The sequence below is a fragment of the Alteromonas sp. ABV2_168 genome (assembly GCF_056161165.1).
In genome coordinates, this window is sequence record NZ_JBSWYQ010000001.1 from 622,726 (window position 1) to 646,754 (window position 24,029).

Sequence of the window (24,029 nt, forward strand, 5' to 3'; positions counted from 1 at the left end):
TTTACAGACCCAGCATAGGTTTTAAGCGCTCAGCGACTATTGCTGCAGTGACTTCTGCGCCTACTTTGCTGGTGTGGGTATGGGCATCACCAAAATAGCTGTCGATTAACTCATGGGGTTTACCGTCGTAAGCGTTTGCAACCAATTCGTGTAAATCGATGAAAGCCGTGTTGCCAGTGCGGGCCACCGCCTCTGCCCATTGGGGATAACTGTCACGGGCGCGGGCAGTACGAAAGCCGTTGTCTTCCCATTTTTTACGGGGAACCGGAGAGCAAATTACCGGGATGACGCCCTGCGCTTTGGCCTCTCCAATCATCTTACGTAAATACCAGCCATAGGTGTGAACAACTTCAGGTTCGCCGGTAAGCATGTTCTCAATACGCTTTTGCTCCATGCCTGTGCCCTTAATGGTACCGCGGGCTCTGGAGTCATCGTTAAGCGCGCCGGCATCATTATGGCCAAATTGTAACAGCACAATATCGCCGGGCTTCATCATATTCAGTGCCCGTTGCCAGTGTCCGCCGGTGACGAAAGTCCGGCTGCTCAGGCCTCCTACGGCGCGGTTAACAAAGTTCACATTGGCATCAGGCAACGCGGCGGCAATGAAATCACCCCAACCCCACTGACCGCCGGCACCATCGCCACGACCATTTCTGACAGTAGAATCGCCCACCATAAACACACTGCGAAGTGCCTGATTTTGCACCACGGGTAAATTAACGAAGGTCCAGTTGTTCGCAGTAACCGCATTACCGGCTTCTGAATACAGTTCTGGTGAAAGAGACGGGCGCATACCTTTTATGGCAGCGACAACGACTTCAGCGTGAAGCTTTGCCCCCTGCGTATGAAAGTGAGTATGATCCTTTGGATAAAGCGCAGCGGTGTCTTCCTTGCCCAGTGCTTCTAACTGATCAGCCGCAGCGTTGGTCACATCAATAAATGGTGTATGCAGTTCCATGGCCAGACTGTGCATCCAGCCACCATATTCACCGGAGCCCCGTTCGATACGATCGCCATGCCAGATATTTCTGGCCGTCAGCGACAGTAAAACAGGGGTGGCTTTTTTCTGTCGGACATCTGCCACCATCTGGCGAATGTAGTGACCGAAAGAAAATACCCGCTCGTCTTTGCCGGTCAGTAAATTGTGTATGTCGCGGTATTCTTCAGTCAGAGACTTCAATGTCCCTCTGGCTCTGGAGTCGTCATTGACGGGGCTGGCATCATTGTGACCGAACTGGATAAGCACGATATCCCCCGGCTTCACATCGTTAAGTAATTTGTCCCACCAGCCTTCAGCAATAAAGGTTCGCGTGCTGCGGCCTCCTTTGGCACGGTTATCAACGGTGACCTGTTTGTCGTCTAAGTATTGTTGAAAAACCGCTCCCCAGCCCTGGTGATCAGCATTGTTATACGTGGCTGCAGTGGAATCGCCGGCGATAAAAATGGTGGCTGGTGTCAGATGCTTTTCATCATCTGCCAGTGCGGTAAAGGAAAACACCACGCAAACACTGGTAACGAAGAACGCGAAAACGGGGCGTAAGAAGCGTGATAGATAAGGCATATTATTTCTCTGCTTTGTCATGTTGCGATACACGGAGGTAACTGGCCAGGTCTGATTGCTGACGGCTGATTTCATCCACTATAAATTGTGCGAATATCCCTGCGCCGTGCTCGTTTGAATGGGTCTGATCGTCATCCACAAAATAGGTTTGTGCTTCAGCCTGTCCCAACCGGGTGGCCCAGTCATGGGAAAGCGACATTAAATCAATGTAGGGTACATTCGCGGAGGCGGTGATTTCAGGCAGTACGTCCCGCACAACAAGATCGCCGTATATGTGCTGCTGCGTGAGCGGAATATTGTGATTGCGGATCATCGGAGAAATTACAACCGGATGTGCTCCCTTACCCTGAATGGTTTCAAGTAATCCGGTCATCCGTGACACGTAAACGGACTTTGGGGTTTTCTTATCGTTGTGCCCGAGTTGGATTAATACCCAGTCATCAGGCTGGATTTGTCCCGCCATTTTCTGCCAGAGCACGCCATCAGGCACAGAGAATGCTTCGGTGCCTTCTCCGCTGTCTGCATAGTTAATGACAGTCATTGACGGCGCAAACCAGGCTGGCAGCAACTGCCCCCAACCGGTATAGCGATCTTCGCTGGCCTTTGACCATTGCGGTGTTTGATCGCACACCGTTGAATCACCGATGATAAACAAAGAGCGGCTGTTCCTGACAGGTGTCACTTCAATACTGCTGATGGTATCAAGGGGCTGCATAAAGGTAAGGTTCAGTCCATCCGTTGACGGCTCGCTGACATCCTGAATGGGCTGGCCTTCCGGGTCGCGCACATTAACCGCGAAGTAAGCAGTGGAAGACCCGGGGTTAGCAGACATATCGCTGGCGACCGCCGGAGTGAACATTTTTCTGCGGCTCTCTGCGTAGATATCTGATGACAGTGTGCCGGAAACTGCGACCTGGTAATTGCCCGTGCCGCCCCCCAGTTTGCAGGTTAACGGTACACCACTGCACACTGATTTCAGTGAATCTGCTGACCAGTGCGTTGTGTCATCACCCCGGGCGTTAAGCAGTGTCTGAAGTTCTTCTTCGGTAATGGGAATAGCACTACCATGACGGGTGCCGGCAGGCAAATTAAGCTGAGGCGTTCTGTCTTCAAAGTGAATGAAGTCTCTGGTGAACATAGCACCAAACCGGTGTGTCATATAGGCATCGTAATACACCAGGAAACCGTCTTTTACCTTAAGCGTCGTCGGGCCTTCTACCCATAAACTATCCGGAGAAAAAGACGATTCAGTGAACCTCCATGGCCCGTTGATATTGTCACTGAATGCCGTATGTAAGCGTTTGGCGGCAGGATAACGGGTCTCGTCTTTTACCAGCATCACGTATCCTGAATCCAGCGCCGTAATGTTGGCATCAATGACATTGAAGTCCGGCTGATAGAAAAGCGTGGTGGGGGTAAATCCGGCGAAATCTTTCGTACGGGTTGCATAGATGCGGTGATCCCAGCCCTTATCTGCCTGAGCCTCAGTTTTAGGATATTTTCCGGCCAGAGTAGATGCCCAGAAGATGACAAACTCCTGCTCTGTTTCGTCATAATAAATTTCCGGCGCCCAGGCATTTTTAGCGGCAGGATAGGACGACATCACTGGGACAAACTGCTGGTCGCTCCAGGTGACCAAATCATCACTGTGAGCTATACCAATACCTTTGTCTTCCCAGCCGGTGGTCCACACCATGTGAAAAGATTCCGGTCCTCTTATTAACGTGGGATCCCGCATCAGCTTCGTGCCGACGTCTGGTGTCAAAACGGCATAATCGTTATTCAACGCAGTCCAATTCAGACCGTCTCTGCTGTATGCCAGATGCAAGCCGTCTTCACCATTACCTCTGAACGACGCAAACAGGTAAGCGGTATAGTCAGGTTCGGATTGGGGAGGAGGGGATTTGGCACAGCTTGCCAGGAAAAAAGCTGTGAAGGTAATGATGCTTGCAAAAAGAGCGGTGTGGCCGGCAAGCCTCGCGGCAAATGGATTGGTTAGTTTCACTGTGATTCATCCTGAAAAGTACAGTCAAATTCAATCACAAGGATTCACAATGCGTAAACAGGTATGTAAAAATAATTTCACATTTGAACCGGCGGGTTCAAAATTATTTTGCCGGTAAGGATATAAGCGCAGGCGCATTCCTGTCAGTAGTCAGCCAGTTACCTTCAAACTGCAACTCAGTGACCTGAATGACACTGCGTCTGGACTCTGCATTGTCTTTCCCTGCATTCTCTCCCACTCTGCCGCCATGGGTGAAATAGAAAAGCCAGGCGCGGTCATTTTCAACCACTACGTCGGGATGGCCGCCGTTAATACCGTCGTCTTTTCCTGTTCCGGGGTCCGCCAGTAAATAGCCGGTTTGTTGTTCCCAGCGGGTTAAATCATTCGAGCGGTAAACCGCCAGCCCTCGCCATGCGTCAACAATCAGCCACCAGTAACCTTGCCACTTAAAAGCAACCGGACCTTCCCCGCGACTGGCCAGTTGAGCTTTGCCTTTGTCCTGCCAGTGATACAAATCGTCGCTGTCAGCATAGTACACAGACTTCCCGTCAGGCTCATTGTTGTAAAACATGCGCCAGCCACCATCCGGCAGGGCGATGACATCGGCATCAATGACTTTCTCATTGGCCAGCTTCAATGTTGACTCATAATGCCATGACAGCATGTCAGTACTGGTGAAATGCGCGATGGTGCGGGGATGAGCCCAGTCTGTAAATACGCCGGGCACAATGGTGAGATACATGTGCCAGGTTTCTTCATGAAAAAACACATCCGGTGCCCAGTAGGTAATACTGTTATCACCGGAGTGGGGATAGTTGATAACAGCATTGCGCTTATAGCGCCATGTCACACCACCATCCGTTGATTCTGCGATACTGATGGGCGTTCCATGAACCCATTCAACACCTTCGGGATCTGGCATATTGGCACGCCGGTTTGTGTAGAACATGAACCAGCTGGAAGTTTGAGGATTCCACATCACTGTAGGATCAGCGGCGCCGTCATAAACGGGGTCACGGTAAAGTGGTTTCGGGGCTGCCTTACCTTGCACAGACTGTGTTTCAGATACGCTTCTGTCACCGGCACAAGCTGTCATCAAAGAAACAGCAAGGCATAGAATAATTGCTTCAGGCTTCATCCCTGTCCACGTTAATAAGTCGTCACTGAGTGAAGCGAGTGTAGAGCGGGCGGTGTTCCGCAGGCAAGGCTGAACAGGCGGCTTCAACGTTTTGTTCCAATAATGAAATTACCGCCCGGTTTGTCAGCTTATTGCGTATCGGCGGGGATTGGCTCACAATGGCTAAAAAGTAGTGAACCACATCATAACGAAAATAACGCATGAGCGACGAAATCATTATCAACCGGGATGGGGTTGAGCAACTTCCTCTACGCCGGTTTACCGAAGATGCCTATTTAAATTACTCCATGTACGTAATCATGGACCGGGCATTACCTCATATCGCAGATGGCTTAAAGCCCGTTCAACGCCGCATTATATATGCGATGTCTGATCTTGGTTTAAGTTCAACGGCAAAATACAAGAAGTCGGCCAGAACCGTGGGTGACGTATTAGGTAAATTCCACCCTCACGGTGATTCTGCCTGTTACGAAGCCATGGTACTGATGGCTCAGCCGTTTTCATACCGCTATCCGCTGGTAGACGGACAAGGAAACTGGGGAGCACCGGATGATCCCAAATCCTTTGCTGCCATGCGTTATACAGAAGCCCGTTTATCCCGTTTCAGTGAAGTGCTGCTGAACGAGCTGGGACAGGGCACCGTAGACTGGATGCCTAACTTTGACGGTACGCTGAAAGAACCTAAAGTTTTACCTGCACGTTTGCCGCATATTTTGCTAAACGGCGTGACAGGGATTGCGGTAGGGATGGCCACAGACATTCCTCCTCACAACGTGCGTGAAGTCGCCAATGCCTGTGCCATGCTGCTGGATGACAGCAAAGCCGAATTAAATGACGTACTGGAGCATGTTCAGGGACCGGATTTCCCAACCGATGCAGAAATCATTACCCCGCGGGCAGACATCCGGAAAATTTACGAAACCGGACGCGGTTCAATAAAAATGCGTGCTGTGTACACTGAAGAAAGTGGCGACATTGTTATTACGGCGCTGCCTCACCAGGCCTCCGGCGGCAAAGTGTTAGAGCAAATTGCTGCGCAGATGCAGGCGAAAAAGCTGCCTATGGTAAGTGATTTACGTGACGAATCTGACCACGAAAATCCAACCCGCCTCGTTATCACGCCGCGTTCTAACCGTGTGGACAGTGAACAGCTCATGCAGCATTTGTTCGCGACTACAGATTTAGAGAAAAGTTACCGCGTAAACCTGAATATGATTGGTCTTGACGGCCGTCCTCAAGTGAAAGATTTGCGCACTATTCTTGCGGAATGGCTGGTTTACCGTAAAGACACTGTAACCCGCCGTCTTCAGTACCGCCTGGATAAAGTGCTGGCGCGTTTGCATATTTTAGAAGGTTTAATGATTGCCTTCTTAAATATCGATGAAGTGATTGAGATCATCCGTACCTTTGATGAGCCGAAAGCAGAGCTTATGCGCCGGTTCTCACTGTCTGATAAGCAGGCAGAAGCCATTCTGGAACTGAAATTACGTCACCTCGCCAAGTTAGAAGAGATGAAAATTAAAGGTGAGCAGGATGAGCTGGAAGAGGAGCGCAAGAAACTGGAAACCTTACTGGGCTCTGATCGCCGCTTAAAGACGCTGATTAAGAAAGAAATTCTGGCTGATGCTGAGAAGTACGGTGATGATCGCCGTTCGCCGCTGGTAGAGCGTGGCGAAGCCAAAGCCCTGTCTGAAAAAGAGCTTATCCCGTCCGAAGCGGTAACAGTAGTTCTGTCGGAAAAAGGCTGGGCACGATGCGCCAAAGGTCATGACGTAGACGCAGAAGGGCTAAGCTACAAAGCCGGTGACGGATTTCTGGCGAGCGCGAAAGGCCGGAGCAATCAGCCTGCGGTGTTTTTAGATACTTCGGGCCGCGCATTCTCCTGTGACGCCCATGGTCTGCCTTCTGCCCGCAGTCAGGGGGAACCGCTGACCGGGCGCTTCAGTGTAGTGGGAGGAGAACAGTTTACTGATGTACTCATGGGTGATGATGAGCAGCGATATCTCATTGCATCTGATGCCGGTTACGGATTCGTCGGCAAATTTGCGGATATGATCAGCAAAAATAAAGCCGGTAAAGCGTTCTTAAGTTTACCCTCCGCAGCCAAAGTGATTACGCCGCAACGGGTAAATGATATTGAATCCGACTGGTGCTTAGCCATTTCTAATGAAGGGCGTATGTTGCTGTTCCCATTACGGGATTTACCCAGCCTTGCGAAAGGAAAAGGCAATAAAATCATTAATATCCCATCAGCGAAAGCACAAACCCGTGAAGAGTTTGTGTGCTGTTTAGCCGTTGTACCTGACGGCGCATCGGTGAAAGTGGTTGCTGGCAAGCGCAGCATGACACTGTCACCGGCTGACCTTGAGCATTACCAGGGTGAGCGGGGACGCCGGGGCAACAAACTTCCCCGTGGTCTGCAGCGGGTAGACGACCTCATTGTTGAACTCCCCAAAGCTGCTGCGCCTGAAACAGACAGCGAAGGCAACGACGACGACGCCTAAGTCTCTGACTGCAATCAGCTTACCTTCTGCGGTTTAGACCAATTATTGAGTTGTGGCCCGGTATTACCGGGCTACACTTAATAAGATTGGATAAAACAGGAATGTCCGTATGCTGGGGATTGTGTTCACAACGCTGGTTGAAATGCTGGAAGAAAAGGTCTCACCGGAATTTGCTGATGAGGTGATTATCGCGGCGAACCTTGAAAATGATGGTGCCTACACATCAGTAGGTTACTACCCCTTCTCTGAAATGCAGAAACTGGTTGGTGTGCTGGTGGAAAAGACCGGCAAGCCTGCAGAGGAACTGCTGCACGACTTTGGCTACTATTTGTTTGGTCGTCTTGCTTCCGCCCATGGCCAGGTGATGGCAGGGCGCAGCGGCATTCTGGATGCCCTCAGTGTGCTGGACAACGATATTCACGTTCAGGTGCGCAAACTCTATCCTGATGCTGATTTACCGACTTTCAAAGTGTTGTCCAAAACGGATAACACCATGCTGTTAGAATATTACTCAACCCGCGAACTGCATTCTCTGGCTGAAGGTCTGATGGACGCAGCTGCCGATCACTTCGGGCAAACAATTCAACGTACAACAGTCAGATCAGACAAGCCCCATACCTATGAATTCAATATCACCGTTGAAAGCTGATGCGGACATGGACAAAAACAGCAAGGCGATTGCAGCGCTGGAGCGCCGTTTAGCCAGGGAAAAGCGTGCCCGTGAACAGGCGGAAGCCCTGTTGACTGAACGTAGCGTAGCTTTGTATGACGCTCTGCAGCAGAGTCAGGCAACGGAAACCCGGTTGCGTCTTGCCATGTGGGCTGCCCAGGAGTCTTACTGGGAATGGCGTGCCAGTGACGACAGAATTACCATCCGTTCATTTTCACTCCATTCCGCTAAAGAGTCTCTGCGGGAAAGTAGTCCGATTGATTTGCTGCGAAACATACACGAAGAAGACATTTCCAATCTGGAGTTTCAGTGGTCCATCGTACTGCATGGCGGCGAAGACCGGCTTGAGGTGTCCTTCCGTTACCGGTTCCGCGAAATGTTTCTCTGGATGCGTTTACGGGGCAGAGTGCTGGAGCGGGACGAATTTGGTTCTGCAGTGCGGATTGTGGGCACCACCCGCGACATCACTTACGAACGTGAAGCAGAGCAGACCTTTCATCTGATGGCATCCGCCTTCGCAAGCTCCCGCGAAGCAATGCTGGTGTTGTCAGACGACTATTCCATCACTGAGTGTAACGAGGCATTCGTTTCTCTTATCAAAGTGCAGGATAAAAACATGACCCTCGGCTGGTCGTTAAAGGATTTGATTGTTGATGCAGACAAACATTTGTCAAAGCACGGACACCAGCAAATACGGTTTGAAACGGTGCTGGTAACACTTGATGAGCGGGAATTGCCGGTAGATATATCGCTGGCACGGTTTGAAAGCCAGTATCAGAAAAAGCCTTATCTGATTGCCACTGTCCGTGACATTTCAGAGCGTAAATTTAATGAAACCCGCTTACGTCAGATGGCTATGCATGATGATCTGACCGGTTTGAGCAACCGTAACGGGCTGAATGAAGCTTTGGAAAACGCACTGGAATCCGGTCAGAATTTTAAGCTCTTGTTTATCGACCTGGACGGGTTTAAACAAATCAATGACGGTGCCGGCCATGAAATCGGTGACCGCTGTTTACAGGAAGTGGCCCGCGTACTTTCCCGCATACATTACAACAGTAAAACAGTCACCCGCTGGGGGGGCGATGAGTTTGTGGTGGTATTGCCGGATTGTGATGAAGAGCGTGCCAGCGCCATCGGTGAATCTGTCATTAAGGGGATAGAAAACCTCAAAATTGAGGCGCAGAGTACCGAGTTACATCTTTCCGCGAGTATCGGCATTGCCTGTCATCCGTTTGATGGCGGCAGCGTTGAACGCTTAATTCAGAATGCCGACGCAGCCATGTATCAGGCGAAGATTGGCGGTAAAGGGCGGGTGAGTGTTTACCAGCAGGGCTTGTGGGAGAGTATGAAGGCGCAGGTCAGCATGCTGTCTGATTTACGTAAGACCATCGAGCAGGATAGCCTGGATTTCTACATTCAGGGTAAATACGATGTACAGGGCGTGCTGAAGTCCGGCGAAGTATTGTGCCGGTGGCAGTCTGCTATGCACGGTAACGTCTCTCCGGGCATTTTCATTCCGCTGGCTGAGGCGAATCAGCTGGATTTGCAAATCGGCTTGCAGGCTTTGTCCCGCGCATGTGACTACCTCATCGTTATGGCACAGCAGCATCAGGTTGTGCCTCTCGCCGTTAACATCAGTGCAAACCAGTTATTAGATCCTCACTTTCCCGCTCAGGCGAAAGCCATTTGTGCGGAAAAAAAAGTGTCGGAGTCATTAATTGAAATAGAACTGACCGAGTCTATTTTTATGCAGGATGAGCAGCGGGCAATTAGTGCACTTCAGGCGTTAAGGGATGCCGGTTTCGACTTGGCGCTGGATGATTTCGGCAGCGGATTCTCTGCGTTAAGTTACCTCAGAATGTTTGAATTCAGTACGGTAAAGCTGGATCGCAGCCTGTTAAAAGACATCCATCATGACGCGAAAGCACTGGCGTTGTTTCAGGGCATTATTGTTATGTTGCAACGGTTAGAAATTCATACTGTAGTGGAAGGGGTGGAGTTGACTGAATACCTGCCGTTACTTCGTGAAGCCCGGGTGGATTTATTGCAGGGCTTTTATTTTGATAAGCCATCCCGGTTCAGTGAATTCCTTGCAAGATTACCGGAACAGAGTACGGTAACAGGCTGACCATTGCAAAAATAGCTGGCGTAAATAAAAAAGGCTGCTTCACCTGTGGTGAAGGAGCCTTTTGCCAATGAAAGTACGGCAGATTTCTGCTGTGTAATTACTTAGCGTTTGTGCTTTCGAAAATTTTGTCAGCCGATGCAGCAACAAAGCCCTGGTACAGTTTGCCGTCAGGCAGTTCGTAGCGCTGTGCGAACTCGTAGAAGCAGGAAGGGATCTGAACCGTTTCTTCGTTCATTTCAACACCGGCTTTGTCGGCCATAGTCGATGACTGGGCTAGAAATACGTTTTCGCCACCTTTGATTTCGCCACCTGAGGTGTTAAGAACAAAACCTGCTTCCTTAAGCAGCGTGTTCACGTCAACCAGAGACTGTGTCTGACTGAGGTGGTTAACACTCACGGTGAAGTGGTTAGCCTGAAAGCCCCATGCCGCCATCCAGGCTGCATATTCAGATTCATTCAGCAGCGTATCGTAGTCTTCTCTAGACAGTGACCACTGAGGCCCTGAATAAAGAAACGTTTCGCTGGTGGTGATGCTTTCATCCATTTGCTCTACCAGCTTATGGATGATCGCCTGAGAGGCTTCTGACAGCTCTTCTACACGGAGTTCACTGATAAACACTTTAGGTTTAGTCAGGTCGGCGTGTTCGAAATGCTTTGCGGTCAGCTTTTTGGCTTCAAAGTCGTAATCGCCTTTCGCCTCGTAGCCCAGCGCCAGAAAATGCGCAGCGAGCTTATCCAGCCGGCATTTGTCGAGATTGAAAGTACGGAACGCCACATGATCGTTCACGATACTGTCACTGTTTTCCTCACCCACCAGCAGCGCATGAATTTTATGGGCTGAAGGTGTGATAGCCACATATTTGTCCCACAGGCGGTCAAATAAGGTATCTACATTTGTATGCATGTTAACTGCGTCCTTTTGCTACAGCGTTAAACCCGGGCTTAATGTACCCGGCAGGGTGACTTTTTCCAGCTCAACAGATGCTACAGGGTATGCGCAATAGTCGGCTGCGTAGTACGCGCTGGCGCGGTGGTTGCCACTTTCGCCTACACCACCAAAGGGGGCTGCACTGCTGGCTCCGGTGATCGGGCGGTTCCAGTTAACAATACCGGCACGGATACGCTGGAAGAAATAACGGTAGTCTTCTTCGCTGTCGCCCAGGAAACCTGCAGATAAACCGTAACGGGTATTGTTTGCTTCTTTGATAGCTGCATCAAAATCGGTATAGCGGATGACTTTCAGTAACGGTCCGAAATGTTCTTCGTCCGGCAAGGCATCAAGTATGTCTGTCACATCAATAATGCCAGGTGTTGCAAAGCCCTTGTTTGCTTCCGGCTGAGTCAGTTCCACAATCACTTTGCCGCCAAGAGAAACCAGTTCCGCCTGAGCATCGACCATCATTCTGGCCGCTTTGGCAGAAATCATCGCACCCATGAACGGCTGCTCCTGCGCGTCATAGTCGCCAACTTTGATGTTTTTTGTAACTTCAATCAGGCGGTTCAGGATGGTATCCCCTGCTGCACCTGATGGCAGGAATAAACGGCGGGAACAGGTACAACGCTGACCAGAGGTCACAAAGGCTGATTGCACGATGTCGTGAACGGCGGCATCAGTGTTAGCCACGTCTTTTACGATCAGCGGGTTGTTTCCGCCCATTTCCAGAGCCAGAATTTTGCCGGGATGTCCTGCAAACTGCTCGTGAAGAATTTTACCGGTACGGGAACTGCCGGTAAAGAACAGACCGTCAATACCAGCGTGCGTTGCCAGTGCTTTGCCTGTTTCTACTTCGCCCTGTACCAGATTGAGTACACCAGCCGGCAGACCTGCTTTTTCCCACAGCTTCACCATGAATTCAGCCACAGCCGGGGTTAAATCGCTGGGTTTAAACACAATGGTGTTGCCTGCCATCAGCGCAGGTACAATGTGGCCATTTGGTAAGTGGCCCGGGAAATTATACGGACCAAATACGGCTACCACACCATGGGGCTTATGGCGGATGAACGCCTGGCCTGTGGGCATAGGGTTTTCAACAGTACCGGTACGTTCATGATAGGCCTTTTCGGAAATACCGATTTTACCTGTCATGGCGCCCACTTCTGTTGCCGTTTCCCATTCAGGTTTACCTGTTTCACGGGCAATGATTTTAGCCAGTTCAGGCTTGCTGTCTGCCAGCAGTTCACCGTATTTTTTGATGACAGTCAGGCGCTCGTCAAAGCTTTGAAATGACCAGTCTGTTAACGCATTACGTGCGGCAGCGATGGCCTCGTCAACCTGTGCTACGGTGGCAGCTTGTCCTTCCCAGATAACCTGGTCTTTTGCCGGATCAACCGACTGAATAGTGTGTCCTTGTCCAGCGACCCACTCACCATTGATAAAGTGTGTAGTTTGCATGAATCAATCCTGTCGTTAGTCCCGAAAGCTGACTGGCGCAAAACGTACCATGTCGCCTTCGTTTATATTTAGTGCCGTTGAAGCCTGGCGGGAAATGGCAGCAACATTGTTTTCTTCGCTGACCGCCAAATCAGTGGCAACGGCGCGAAAATCCGCTACAGAGGTATTAATGATGTAACAGGTCTGTCCGCCTTGTGCTGCCGTCTGGTCGTCAATGACCACCGGTAGCTTGCGGCTTGCCTGTGCTGTGCGGATATGGCTCAGATTCGCTTCTACAGTCGGGCCGGCGTCGAAAATATCTACGTAGCCACGGCAGCTGAAGCCTTCTTCCTGAAGCAGAAGCAGGGCAGGGCGGGTTTTATCATGAACCTGACCAATCACTGCTTGCGCTTCTTTACTCAATAAATTGACGTAAATGGGGTATTTGGGCATCAATTCCGCGATAAAGCGTTTATTGCCAATACCGGTAAGGTAGTCCGCAGTGGGGAAGTCCAGCGAAAAGAAATGCTCTTCCAGCCAGGCCCAGAACGGTGATTTACCTTCTTCGTCACTGACACCGCGCATTTCGGCAATGATGGTTTCTGAGAACCGTTCACGGTGCTCCATCATAAACAAAAATCGCACTTTAGACAGAAAGCGGCCGTTAATACCGCCTCTTGCCTGTTCGCGCAGAAACAGCGTGCAGATTTCGGTGACGCCGGTGTAGTCGTTGCACACAGAGAGAATATCCACAGTATTGTGAATATTCAGCTCACGGGAGGCATGTACAACTTTGCCCATGTGATAATGGTAAAACGCATCATCCAGACCTACAGCGGCCTCAATACCTGTGGTGCCTACCACAGTGCCGGTGGTGGTATCTTCCATAACAAAAAGATAAGACTGATTGCCAGGTTGAACCACCTGTTCGGAAAAAGCGCTTTCTGCACGACTGATTTTTTTGCGCAGCAGCGTTTCATTTACCGGTAATGACGTAAAGCCAATACCGGACTCCACTGCGATGTTGTTCAGTGCGTCGTAGTCACCAGTGTTAATAGGGCGAATAATATACATAACCGCGTTTCCGGAGCCGTTGTTTATCAGGCGTTAACTACGCTGGCTACAGCGCGCTCAAAGCGTGCCATACCATCGCGGATTTCTTCTTCTGAAATGATCAGAGAAGGAGCGAAGCGCACTACATTGGCACCGGCCACCAGGCACATCAGTTTTTCGTTTGCCGAAGCAACCAGGAAGTCACGGGCCCGGCCTTCGTAATCTTTGTTCAGGGCAGCGCCCAGTAACAGACCTTGTCCACGGATTTCTTCGAACACATTGTACTTAGCGTTGATTTCACCCAGCAGTTCACGGAACAGGTTTTCTTTTTCGATTACGCCGTTTAACACTTCCGGCGTATTCACTACGTCAAGAGCGGCTTCGGCTACTGCACATGCCAGCGGGTTACCGCCGTAAGTACTGCCGTGAGTACCGGCTTTCAGGTGAGCGGCAATTTCAGCGGTAGTCAGCATGGCACCAATCGGGAAGCCGCCGCCTAACGATTTCGCTGTGGTCAGAATATCCGGCGTCACACCCAGACCCATGTACGCGTACAGTTTGCCGGTACGGCCAACACCCGATTGCACTTCATCAAAGATCAGCAGTGCATTGTGCTTATCACACAGTTCACGCACGCCTTTTACGAAGTCAGGATCAGGAGAGATAATGCCGCCTTCACCTTGCAGAGGCTCCATCATAACCGCACAGGTTTTATCTGAAATAAGCTTTTCAAATGCTGCAAGATCGTTGTAGTCACAGTGAACAACAGCGCCGGGCTTAGGGCCAAAGCCATCAGAATACGCGGCTTGTCCGCCTACTGTTACAGTAAAGAAAGTACGACCGTGGAATCCTTTGTTAAAGGCGATGATTTCGTTTTTCTCTTCACCGAATTTTTCCAGTGCATAGCGACGTGCCAGTTTCAGTGCCGCTTCATTAGATTCAGCACCTGAGTTAGCAAAGTAAACGCGCTCGGCAAATGTGGCTTCAGTCAGCTTCTTTGCCAGACGCAGTGCAGGTTCGTTAGTGAAAACGTTACTTAAGTGCCACAACTTGCTGCCCTGTTCGGTTAATGCTTTAACCAGTGCAGGGTGGCTGTGACCCAGTACGTTTACGGCAATACCACCTGCGAAATCGATGTATTCAGCACCATCCTGATCCCAAACGCGGGAACCTTCACCACGTACCGGTACCATATTGGCCGGATTGTAGTTAGGGACCATGACCTCATCAAAGGTTGCGCGAGTTACGTTCATTATAGTTACCTCTTTTATCGGGCATCCGCTGTGCAAATGTGAAATTGTGCAGATGATGTTGGATGCGAAAAGTACGAATTAGCTATACAGTATGCCAGTTAATCGCCACTTTGTAACCTTGGGAATCCCGCTGCAGGCCTTGTTTTTAGAGGGTTTTAGCTTGTTTTGCATAAAAAGTGCATAAGCATTCAGCTTATTTGTCTAAGCTTATGCAATTTGTTAATAAGTTGAGTCAGGGCAAGTGGCGGCGGGGCGAAGGACGTACCGTGATTTTTAGCGGTATGAATGATTATCCAGTAAAAATTTTTGATTAAATTTTGTGGAAGTGCACGAAAAACGGCGATTTCGTGCACAAAAGACGTTAATCCAGAGGCGGATTCTCAATCAGAGGAAGCTGAAAAATGTCTGTGGATTTCAAAATGTCACGTTCGCTTCTGACAAAGCCCGTTTTATGCAGTGCCAGCGGGATTTCGTCTTTGTTCAGAAATTTACTCTGGTGCAACATACGTACAGCGGCATAAGCTTTGGCTTTCTTGTAAAGCTCTGTGAGATCGTGAGGGTGTTGATCATTCTCTGTGATTTCAATAAACGGCAGCGCAAGGCGCAGACGTTTAAATTGCAGTATCTCTAACAGCCTTGCTGTCAGCGGCTCAGAAAATTCCTGCTGCATAGCAATAAGGTAATTTGCCGATGGCTGTACTTTCGCCATCGCTCCGTGCTGTTCAGTGTCCTTTGCAATTTCAGCTTCTCTTAACAATGCAATCTGCGCCTGCTCAAAAGCTTTAAAATACAACCGCGACACCGCACACCGTCCCAGCTGGGACAGAATCCCTGCGGTGAAGGCTTCATGGGGCGGTAAATCATAATCATCAGCCAGTGCGCGCATAGTCAGACCCGTTGACTGAGCGAATTGCATGATACGATTTTTAATGTCCGGATACGGATCGGTAATTTTCGGCAGAGCCCGGCGCAGAATCATGGCCGGCAGCAATAAACGGAGGTTTTCAATACCGATAAAGCTCAGCGCCGTGCGTAAGGTTTCCACCGGAATCACTTTTCCCTTAGAGTCCTTACGACGAAACTTAGGTGCATTTACCACGGTCATGAGGTCATCGTAGAGCCATGGTAGTGCCGCAGCATGAGGTTCAATGCGGGAAATAGATGTGGCCCTGACTGACAGAATATCCAGCAGCGGTGCAACGTCATGACTCAGGTTAAGTACAGAGGTAAGGACCACCTCTGTATTGTCTATTTCATCTTTCAGCAACTCAAAAACGTACTGATGAAGTTCGGCGTTAACACGGTCTAACAGACTGGCTTCTGACTGTGCCTGAAGCTGTTTGTTTTTAATGGCGACTTTTTCAACATGCAGCAAACGGCGACGGGCATCGCCCTGTTCCGACTGGGCAAACGCCACTTCCCCCGGACTGCGGCGGCCCATCATCTGAGACACCCGCGCAGGCGCAATCAGCAGGTTATCAAACCTCTCATTGATTGGGGGTAAGTTGTCAGGGGTATGCTCCACTACCGGGCGGCTCCTGCGTACGTCATTTTTATTCGGGGTGCTGTCGGGTACAGAAAACGAAAGCATATCGGGCTACCGGAAAAATCATAGTAACCTGTTATCGGCCGGAGTATGACTTTTTTTGAATACTTTCTGAATATTATGCATCTGCCAGCGTAATAAACCGCTGCAAAATAGCGTGGCCATGCTCTGTCAGCAGTGACTCCGGGTGAAATTGGACACCCCACAGAGGCAGCGTTCTGTGGGCAATCGCCATAATTTCCCGCTGACCACTTTCGTTAATACACCAGGCTTCCACTGACAAACTGTCCGGCAAGGTTTCAGGTTCAAGTACCAGTGAGTGATACCGGGTGACAGTGTATCCGTCGGGTAAGTCGCTGAACATTCCCGTATTATTGTGAAAAAGGGCAGAGGTTTTACCGTGTCTGACCTTATCTGCCCGCGTGACTTTACCGCCGAATACCTGACCAATAGACTGGTGCCCCAGGCAAACTCCCAGCATAGGAATTTTACCGGCAAAGTGGTCAATGGCACTGAGGGTAATACCGGCTTCATCCGGCGTGCAGGGACCCGGTGACAACACCAGGTATTGCGGTGCCAGCGCGGCGATTTGCTCAAGGGAGATTTCGTCGTTACGCACCACTTTTACCTGCTGGCCCAGCTCAGTGAAGTAGCGGGCCAGGTTATGGGTAAAGGAATCGAAGTTATCAATTAATAACAACACAAACTGACTCCGTATATTGTGCCGGCTTAGCGTGGACGGGGAATGAAGCCCAGTGTGTCGTAAACCTTATCCAGTGTGTTAGCTGCACGGGCTGAGGCTTTTTCTGCCCCTTTTTTCATGACTTCATCAAGATAAGCACGATCTTCCCGTAACGCTTTGAAGCGCGTTTGTACTGGCTCAAGCAGTGCAACGACAGCAGAAGCCACATCGCCTTTAAGGTGACCATACATTTTATCTTCGTATTCAGGAACCAGTTCATCAATGGAACGGCCTGTAGACAGAGACAATAATGTCAGCAGGTTAGATACACCCGGCTTTTCTTCAGTGTCGAAATAAATGCGTGCCTGTTCATCAGAATCAGTTACCGCACTTTTGATTTTCTTTGTGAGCTTCTTTGGATCTTCGAGCAAGCCGATGAAGTTTTTCGGATTGTCGTCAGATTTAGACATCTTCTTGCCGGGATCCTGCAGGCTCATAATGCGTGCGCCGAATTCAGGGATGAACGGATCCGGGATAGCAAACATATCGCCGTAGATGTTGTTCATACGTGTGGCAACATCACGGGCCAGTTCCAGGTGTTGTTTCTGGTCGTCACCTACCGGTACCTGATTTGCCTGATATAACAGAATATCTGCGGCCATCAGTGCCGGATAGGTGAAAAGGCCGGCGTTGATATTGGTTACATTCTTCGCAGACTTGTCTTTAAACTGAGTCATGCGGTTCAGCTCACCCATTTGGGTATAGCAGTTCAGGATCCAGGCCAGCTGGGCATGTTCGGGTACATGGGACTGCACGAACAAGGTGCTCTTTTCGGGGTCAATGCCGCAGGCCAGGTATAAGGCCAGACCGTCAAGGCAGGCTTCCCGTAACGCCGCGGGCTCCTGACGCACCGTAATGGCATGTAAATCTACCAGCATATACAGGCAATCGTGATCATCCTGCATGGCAACCCACTGTTTGAGGGCTCCCATGTAATTACCGATAGTAAGTTGTCCTGAGGGCTGACAGCCACTTAATACAATGGGTTTGTTACTCATTTCCTGATTACCTGTACCTGCTGAATTCAGACATTGTTTGCGGCGGCTAATTCCCGTCGCATGTCGTCAATTACATTTTTATAGTCGGGGGCATTAAATATTGCCGAGCCGGCAACGAACATATCTGCGCCGGCTTCTGCGATGGCACGAATGTTATCGGTTTTTACCCCTCCGTCAATTTCAATACGGATATTTTTACCACTTTCTTCTACCCGCTGTTTAACTGCACGGAGTTTATCAAGGGTTGAAGGGATAAATGACTGGCCTCCGAAACCCGGGTTCACCGACATGATCAATATGTGGTGCAGTTTGTCGATGACATGGTCAAGGTAATGAAGCGGGGTGGCCGGATTAAAAACCAGTCCGGGCTGGCAGCCGTTATCAATGATCAATTGCAGCGAACGGTCGACGTGCTGACTCGCCTCAGGATGAAAACTGATATAGCTGGCGCCGGCTTTGGCAAATTGTTCGATAAGGTCGTCCACCGGTGACACCATCAGATGCACGTCGATGGGAGCGGTAATGCCATATTTCCGCAATGCTTCGCAAATCATCGGACCAAATGAAAGGTTGGGGACATAGTGGTTGTCCATCACATCGAAGTGAACCACATCAGCACCTGCTGCCAGCACTGCCTCCACGTCTTCCCCCAATCTGGCGAAATCAGCAGACAATATAGAAGGGGCGATTAAAAACTCTTTCATAGCTTCATACCTTATATGTTCTTAAGAACGCACCGGATGATAGCGCGGCAGGCCGCGTTTGTCTTGTCTGCGGCCAGCATAAGCAGGGCCGGATACCGCAAATAAGTGCGAATTATAGTGTCGCAATGACATTTCTCACTAAATGTCATGAAATAGGATGAATGACTGCACCAAAATGGTGATGTTGTTCATATTTAGTGCGAACCATAATGGTGCTGTTCGGTTTTATTTAATGATAGATTTAAAATTTGTGAATAAAAATTCATTGTAATCAGTTGGTTATTCATAAATTTATGATTTTAATCAGATGGGCATTAGTTTTGCCTTATACGAGAAAGCTGAATAAAAACAATAAGACAGAAATCGTTCAATACGTACATAAATAAAATCCAACGGAGAACACATGAAAACTTCCATTCAAAAAACGTTGCTGGCTGTTGCCGTATCATCTGCAGCTTTACTGACTTCTGCGCCTTCTTTTGCAGAATTGAGTGCGAACGTAAGTGTCACAAACAACTACATCTGGCGTGGCCTGACTCAGACTACTAACGAACCTGCTGTTCAGGGTGGTATCGACTACGCTGACGAAAGCGGTTTCTATGCCGGTACATGGGTATCTAATGTTCAGTATGCGTCAGATGACGTGTACTCATACGAGCATGATCTGTACTTCGGTTTCTCAGGTGAGTCTGGTGACTTCACTTATGATGTCGGTTACCTGTACTACAACTACGATGCAGAAGCTGAATTCGATTTCGGTGAAATCTACGGTACTGTAGGTTACGGCGGTTTCAGTGCAACCCTTTACTTACTGGCTAACACTGAAGCTGATGAAGGCGAAGGCCAGGACTTCGGTTTTGCTCAGGCTTCTTACGTGTCTCTGGACTACGGCATGCCGGTAGCTTCCGGTGCAGAGCTGGGTCTGCACGTTGGTTATCACCAGGGTGACTTTGCAGAAGCTTTCAACGGTGTTGAAGGTTATGCAGACTGGGCAGTATCTATCGCGAAAGACGGTTTTACTTTCGCCATTACCGGTACAGATTTAGATGATGAATATCCGGGAGACGCTCTGGATAACGATTCAATCAAGTATGTTATTTCTTACGGTGTAGATTTCGAACTGTAAGATCAACAGACCACTTTTATAACGTTGAGAGTAAAAGCCCGGAGCATCTGTCTCCGGGTTTTTTATTTTAAATACAGCCATAAGGTAACTTCGCCTCCCGCTGTTATCCGAAGATGAAAAAAATGCCACTTTTCCTGTACTAACTTCAGCTTGTTAGAATTCTTATTGTCGCTATAATAAGGTTACTTTTTAGCCGGCGAAGACAATCATGGAAAAGATAAGTTTCTTTCGTAAATCACGCTTTTGCGTGAAAAAACCAGCAGGTGCTCTCGTTGCGATAGCAGTCATGCTGTCTGCTGCATTTTGCGATCCGGCCACCGTGACAAAAGCTGTATGCGACTTTCAGGATGAAGCGCAAACGGTAACTCAGGCAGCAGCCTTGCCCCGTGAGTGTTCAGCGCTGATGATGACTGAAGTCAGCTGGCTGGAATGGGCGTCCGGTAAGTCCACATCTTATCAGTTTCATTTCTTCGACCTGTTAGAACTGCTCTATGGCAATTCAGACAGAGATTTCCAACCCGCAGGCAAATAATGCTTATCAGCGGTAAACCTAAATCTCCCGGCTTTTTCGCCATGATTCTGAGCGTACTCGCCAGTGCATTTGGTGTGCAGAGCCAGCAAAATTACGAGCGGGATTTTAATCAGGGTAAGCTGGCCGGATACATTGTAACCGGTGTGATATTCGTTGCATTACTGGTGTTGGGTCTGGCGAGTCTGGTAAACGCCATCATTAACTGAGTATTACTTTAAACCTGTGTGCTTCAGCACCGGTTTTACCGGCTTCTTTCTGCGTTTGCGGGGTTTAGGGGGCGGTAAATCTGTCGCCGGAGCAAAATATGCCAGCAACTCAGCCGCAGGTTTGCGGTTTTCACCCTTCTGACTGATAGAGCGCTTTACCGACAATTCCGAAATTTCAGCACCGGCATACAGCTTCCTGGTCAGCGGAAGATCATGATTGGATATCAATACCGGTATACCCCGTTTCTTTGAGGCACGAATGGCCAGCTCTGCCAGCTTATGCTGTGAATCAAGGCCAAAACTTTTGGATGCATAACTGGTGAAAGCCGCTGTTTTGCTCAGGGGAGCATAAGGCGGATCACAGTAAATCACATTACCCCGTCTGGCACGACTGAACACCTTCTCAAACGGTAAGCAGGTGAACACCGCCTTTTGGGAGCGCTCGGCAAACACCATCATTTCTTCTTCAGGGAAGTAAGGCTTTTTGTAACGGCCGAAAGGAACGTTAAATTTGCCGGCGAGGCTGTAGCGGCAAAGGCCATTGTAGCCATGACGGTTCAGGTACAGAAACAGGATAGCGCGGTAATATTCATCTGCTGTGTGATTAAACTCTTCCCGCAGCGCGTAGTAGGTGGCTTCAACGTTATGTTTGTCTGAGAAAAAGCGGGACGCATCATGTACAACGGCATCCGGTTGGGCTTTCAGAAAGTTGTACAGATTAATTAGATCGGGGTTTATGTCGTTAAGCAAATAACGCTTGAAGTCTGTATTTAAAAATACAGAGCCAGCACCAACAAAAGGCTCAATCAACCGATTGCCCGAAGGAAGTTTGGCATTGATGTTTTCTACCAGGCTGTACTTACCGCCAGCCCACTTCAGGAAGGCCCGGTTCTTCTTCTGCATCATGCTTTTTGAATGTTACCCACGCGCACATCACGTTTTTAACGTGTTATAGGATGTTATTAGCTATTTGTCCCGGGCCAGCCGGATATTCAGTGACTATCAAAGCCATAATCGATTGTATCTGTCATCGGTGATCCCCACAACCTGCAATCGAATAACCGGCGCATTTAACGGCGAATTAAAGCGGGAACGATCAGATTTGCAGCAAAGTTGCAGGTGATAACGACAAATACGTTGAAGGTTAGCGGGCAGATGCTAAAAAACGGTCGAGCACATTAGCAAAGGCCTGCCTTTCCCGCTGAGACAATGGCGGAGGACCGGAGGTTTGCACGCCACTTGCCCGCATGGTGTCCATAAAATCACGGATATTCAGCCGTGAGCGGATATTCTCGCGGGTAAGTTCTTCACCCCTTGGTGTGACGACACAAGCCTGTTTACTGATGACTTCGTCTGCCAGGGGGATGTCTGAAGTAACGACCAGGTCGGCCGCTGAAACCCGCTGTACGATTTCGTTATCGGCAATATCGAATCCTTTCTCCACCTGCAGGCGTGTAAGCCACGGGGAAGGCGGAACCCTGATCCCATGGTTTGCCACGAAGGTCACCATGGTTTTAGTGCGCGGCCCGGCTTTGAACAGGATTTCTTTAATGGCAACCGGGCAGGCATCGGCGTCTACCCAGATGCTCACAGCCATTATTGGCTTACCTTTTCAATTTCTTCCAGAACATTGCGGCCCCGCTTGATGAAGATTTTTTCACGGCCCTGGAAGGGCGGGATGGTGGCCACAGCATTGTTAGCTTCTGAAAAAGCGTCGAATTTGTCATTGTATAAAATAACAAACCAGTCACCGCCGTAACGCTGAGTGCGGTAAATCCAGATGAAGCTTTCCATGTTGTTGTCTTTGATGAACTCTTTCATCAGGGTCTCATCTTTCAGGCCGGCTAGCTGAACGATGTAATCATCTGCCTGAATACTGTTAAACAGTTGTTCATTGTCATAGTTGCCACTGCCACTGAATACCGGTTCTGCTCTGGCCGGTGTTTCAGGTACAGACGGCGCCGGACTGGTACGGGATTCGGTGACCTCAGCCGCACGGGGGCTTACAGAAGGTGTGGCAGGAGGTGTCACTCTGGCGACCTCACGGACAGGCTGTGCCGTTTCAGTTGCAGGTACTTGCGTACGGGTAGCAATGCGGGCTGGTTCGTCAGCCGGGGGCGGTGATACCTGAGCCGGTTCTTCCGGAATATCACGGATTTGTCCTTTAGGACGGCTCTCCAGCACCATAGGTTTGCGACCCACTTTGGCTTCGGTGATCAGCGGCTTCTCCGGTTCAGAACGTCTTTGAGGTTCTGGCTGAGCTGGCTGCACCTTGCGCCCAGATACGAATTCATCAAAACCTGCTGATGCCATAGGCTCACGGGGAATGCTTGTTCTGACTGGTGTCACTTCCTGCACTTGTGCCGGCGCTTCTTCAATCTCTTCACTGGTATCAGTAATAGATGCGATTAATTCGTCTGCGGTTGCGTTTTCAGCGGTTGTATCGGAGAAATCGTTTTCGGTACTGAATGATGAGGCTTCAGATCCAGTATCAGTCTCCGGTTCTGCAGGGGTATCCTGCGATACCGGTACTTCCACTTTCTCAGCCGTCACATCTTCGATAAAGCTGAGTAAGTCTTCCGGCTGGGCATTGTCTTCAGCAGTTGGTTGATACTGGTCTTTTTCATCGATAGCGGCAACAGCCTTGTCCCAGGAGACGACGGGTTTATCTTCCTGCACGGCTTTTTGTGCAGGATCTTTTAGTTCATCAAAAGCTGAGCCCGGTTCAACGGAGGATACTGGCGGGAACTGGTCATCAATAGGGCCAAACAGGGCCTTGATATCATCGCCATACTGCATGTAAATCAGGCCACCGAAAACGGCAACAAACATCACTGCGACAAGTGAAATGAAGAGAGGGGAAGCCAGTACACTGGTACTTCTTGTTTGCAGATGTTCCTCCTGACCATTGCGTTTAGCCAGGTGCTCGTGAAAAGCCTTACGTCGGTTCTCAATCATAGTATCTAACTCTGAGCCAGGTTGTTGAGTCGCCACTGACTGACTGCTTATAAGCAGAGGCGTATCGGTGTTTTTTGCCGGTAGCCATTTCCGGGCTCTCTCCGCCCAGGTTGACTCACCGAACAGTAATACATTCAAATGTTGCTTATTGCCTGCAAAACGGCTTTGCAGTACCAGATCCCACAGCTCCTGAAGCAGTTCGTCCGGTACATGCTCCGCCTGGGTAATGGTTATGAGAATGGGACCAACATGCTCGTTAAGCCCTGCAAGCAACTCATTCAGCGGCCGTATATAGCTGCCAACCAGTGTACCCAGTAATTGTCTGCAAAGTTGACGACGATAATCTGACAGCTCCATAGTAGGATCGGCTGTCACATAGGCGATTTCTGTCTCGTCGTGTTGCTGGAACACAAAAGATTCCAGCGTCTTTTTTTGCTGAGCAGCGGAATCCCCGCTTACAAAAATTAGTTGTGAAGAATAGTTGACCAGATATTCCAGTCTTTCATGCAATTCAGATTGCACCTGATTACC

20 protein-coding genes are annotated in these 24,029 nt (G+C 49.6%); 6 read left to right on the top strand and 14 right to left on the bottom strand.

The window, feature by feature from the left end; genetic code table 11:
* Nucleotide 1: 1 nt before the first annotated feature.
* From ACXAH4_RS02725 to ACXAH4_RS02735, 3 genes are all read right to left on the bottom strand, one after another.
* Nucleotides 2-1,561, bottom strand: a complete 1,560-nt coding sequence (locus ACXAH4_RS02725; protein WP_474880619.1) for a rhamnogalacturonan acetylesterase — start codon at nt 1,559-1,561, stop codon at nt 2-4.
* Nucleotide 1,562: 1 nt separating this feature from the next.
* Nucleotides 1,563-3,566, bottom strand: a complete 2,004-nt coding sequence (locus tag ACXAH4_RS02730) for a GDSL-type esterase/lipase family protein (RefSeq protein ID WP_474848214.1) — start codon at nt 3,564-3,566, stop codon at nt 1,563-1,565.
* A 103-nt stretch (nt 3,567-3,669) separates the two neighbouring features.
* Nucleotides 3,670-4,704 carry a family 43 glycosylhydrolase gene (locus tag ACXAH4_RS02735; protein ID WP_474841489.1) on the bottom strand — a complete coding sequence of 345 codons (1,035 nt, stop codon included), beginning with the start codon at nt 4,702-4,704 and terminating at the stop codon, nt 3,670-3,672.
* A 200-nt stretch (nt 4,705-4,904) separates the two neighbouring features.
* Here ACXAH4_RS02735 and parC point away from each other — a divergent pair, with 200 nt between their 5' ends.
* The 3 genes from parC to ACXAH4_RS02750 all read left to right on the top strand — a co-directional run bounded on the left by parC (nt 4,905) and on the right by ACXAH4_RS02750 (nt 10,009).
* On the top strand, nt 4,905-7,208 hold the full coding sequence (gene parC / locus ACXAH4_RS02740; RefSeq protein ID WP_474841487.1) for a DNA topoisomerase IV subunit A: 2,304 nt from the start codon (nt 4,905-4,907) through the stop codon (nt 7,206-7,208).
* A 109-nt stretch (nt 7,209-7,317) separates the two neighbouring features.
* Nucleotides 7,318-7,857, top strand: a complete 540-nt coding sequence (locus ACXAH4_RS02745) for a heme NO-binding domain-containing protein (RefSeq protein WP_474841485.1) — start codon at nt 7,318-7,320, stop codon at nt 7,855-7,857.
* On the top strand, nt 7,829-10,009 hold the full coding sequence (locus ACXAH4_RS02750; RefSeq protein ID WP_474848212.1) for a putative bifunctional diguanylate cyclase/phosphodiesterase: 2,181 nt from the start codon (nt 7,829-7,831) through the stop codon (nt 10,007-10,009). The genes ACXAH4_RS02745 and ACXAH4_RS02750 overlap by 29 nt, the downstream gene beginning before the upstream one ends.
* A 97-nt stretch (nt 10,010-10,106) precedes the next feature.
* Here the strand turns inward: ACXAH4_RS02750 and ACXAH4_RS02755 are convergent, their stop codons facing one another.
* The 8 genes from ACXAH4_RS02755 to rpe form a co-directional block, all read right to left on the bottom strand.
* Nucleotides 10,107-10,913: a 2-oxoadipate dioxygenase/decarboxylase family protein gene (locus ACXAH4_RS02755; RefSeq protein ID WP_474841481.1), complete on the bottom strand. Its 807-nt coding sequence runs from the start codon at nt 10,911-10,913 to the stop codon at nt 10,107-10,109.
* 18 nt (nt 10,914-10,931) lie between these two features.
* The gene (gene astD, locus ACXAH4_RS02760; protein ID WP_474880621.1) at nt 10,932-12,401 is read right to left on the bottom strand and encodes a succinylglutamate-semialdehyde dehydrogenase; all 1,470 of its coding nucleotides are present in this window, start codon (nt 12,399-12,401) and stop codon (nt 10,932-10,934) included.
* A 15-nt stretch (nt 12,402-12,416) separates the two neighbouring features.
* Nucleotides 12,417-13,454 carry an arginine N-succinyltransferase gene (gene astA, locus ACXAH4_RS02765; protein WP_474848208.1) on the bottom strand — a complete coding sequence of 346 codons (1,038 nt, stop codon included), beginning with the start codon at nt 13,452-13,454 and terminating at the stop codon, nt 12,417-12,419.
* A gap of 26 nt (nt 13,455-13,480) precedes the next feature.
* Complete coding sequence (locus ACXAH4_RS02770) at nt 13,481-14,686, bottom strand: aspartate aminotransferase family protein (RefSeq protein WP_119502751.1); 1,206 nt, start codon at nt 14,684-14,686, stop codon at nt 13,481-13,483.
* A gap of 361 nt (nt 14,687-15,047) precedes the next feature.
* Complete coding sequence (locus ACXAH4_RS02775) at nt 15,048-16,277, bottom strand: HDOD domain-containing protein (RefSeq protein ID WP_474880623.1); 1,230 nt, start codon at nt 16,275-16,277, stop codon at nt 15,048-15,050.
* Nucleotides 16,278-16,350: 73 nt separating this feature from the next.
* Complete coding sequence (locus ACXAH4_RS02780; protein ID WP_474841471.1) at nt 16,351-16,935, bottom strand: anthranilate synthase component II; 585 nt, start codon at nt 16,933-16,935, stop codon at nt 16,351-16,353.
* A gap of 26 nt (nt 16,936-16,961) precedes the next feature.
* Nucleotides 16,962-17,972, bottom strand: coding sequence for a tryptophan--tRNA ligase (trpS, locus tag ACXAH4_RS02785; protein WP_474841469.1), 1,011 nt, complete (start codon nt 17,970-17,972; stop codon nt 16,962-16,964).
* A gap of 26 nt (nt 17,973-17,998) precedes the next feature.
* Nucleotides 17,999-18,676 (bottom strand): ribulose-phosphate 3-epimerase, encoded by a 678-nt coding sequence (rpe, locus tag ACXAH4_RS02790; RefSeq protein WP_474841467.1) that lies wholly within the window; start codon nt 18,674-18,676, stop codon nt 17,999-18,001.
* A gap of 403 nt (nt 18,677-19,079) precedes the next feature.
* On the opposite strand from rpe, the gene ACXAH4_RS02795 reads away from it, so the two are divergent.
* The 3 genes from ACXAH4_RS02795 (at nt 19,080) to ACXAH4_RS02805 (ending at nt 20,540) form a co-directional block, all read left to right on the top strand.
* Entirely contained in the window at nt 19,080-19,802 is a 723-nt protein-coding gene (locus ACXAH4_RS02795; RefSeq protein WP_474841465.1) for a TorF family putative porin, read from the top strand.
* Nucleotides 19,803-20,010: 208 nt separating this feature from the next.
* A complete protein-coding gene (locus ACXAH4_RS02800; protein ID WP_232373410.1) occupies nt 20,011-20,334 on the top strand; it encodes a hypothetical protein in 324 nt (107 codons plus the stop codon).
* Nucleotides 20,334-20,540, top strand: a complete 207-nt coding sequence (locus tag ACXAH4_RS02805; RefSeq protein WP_119502744.1) for a DUF2970 domain-containing protein — start codon at nt 20,334-20,336, stop codon at nt 20,538-20,540. Before ACXAH4_RS02800 ends, ACXAH4_RS02805 begins: the two co-directional genes overlap by 1 nt.
* A 3-nt stretch (nt 20,541-20,543) precedes the next feature.
* On the opposite strand, the gene ACXAH4_RS02810 is transcribed toward ACXAH4_RS02805, so the two are convergent.
* The 3 genes from ACXAH4_RS02810 to ACXAH4_RS02820 all read right to left on the bottom strand — a co-directional run bounded on the left by ACXAH4_RS02810 (nt 20,544) and on the right by ACXAH4_RS02820 (nt 24,020).
* On the bottom strand, nt 20,544-21,446 hold the full coding sequence (locus ACXAH4_RS02810; RefSeq protein WP_349589796.1) for a Dam family site-specific DNA-(adenine-N6)-methyltransferase: 903 nt from the start codon (nt 21,444-21,446) through the stop codon (nt 20,544-20,546).
* A 238-nt stretch (nt 21,447-21,684) separates the two neighbouring features.
* A complete protein-coding gene (locus ACXAH4_RS02815; protein ID WP_474880657.1) occupies nt 21,685-22,131 on the bottom strand; it encodes a YaiI/YqxD family protein in 447 nt (148 codons plus the stop codon).
* A gap of 5 nt (nt 22,132-22,136) precedes the next feature.
* A complete protein-coding gene (locus tag ACXAH4_RS02820) occupies nt 22,137-24,020 on the bottom strand; it encodes a hypothetical protein (RefSeq protein WP_474880625.1) in 1,884 nt (627 codons plus the stop codon).
* Nucleotides 24,021-24,029 lie beyond the last annotated feature (9 nt).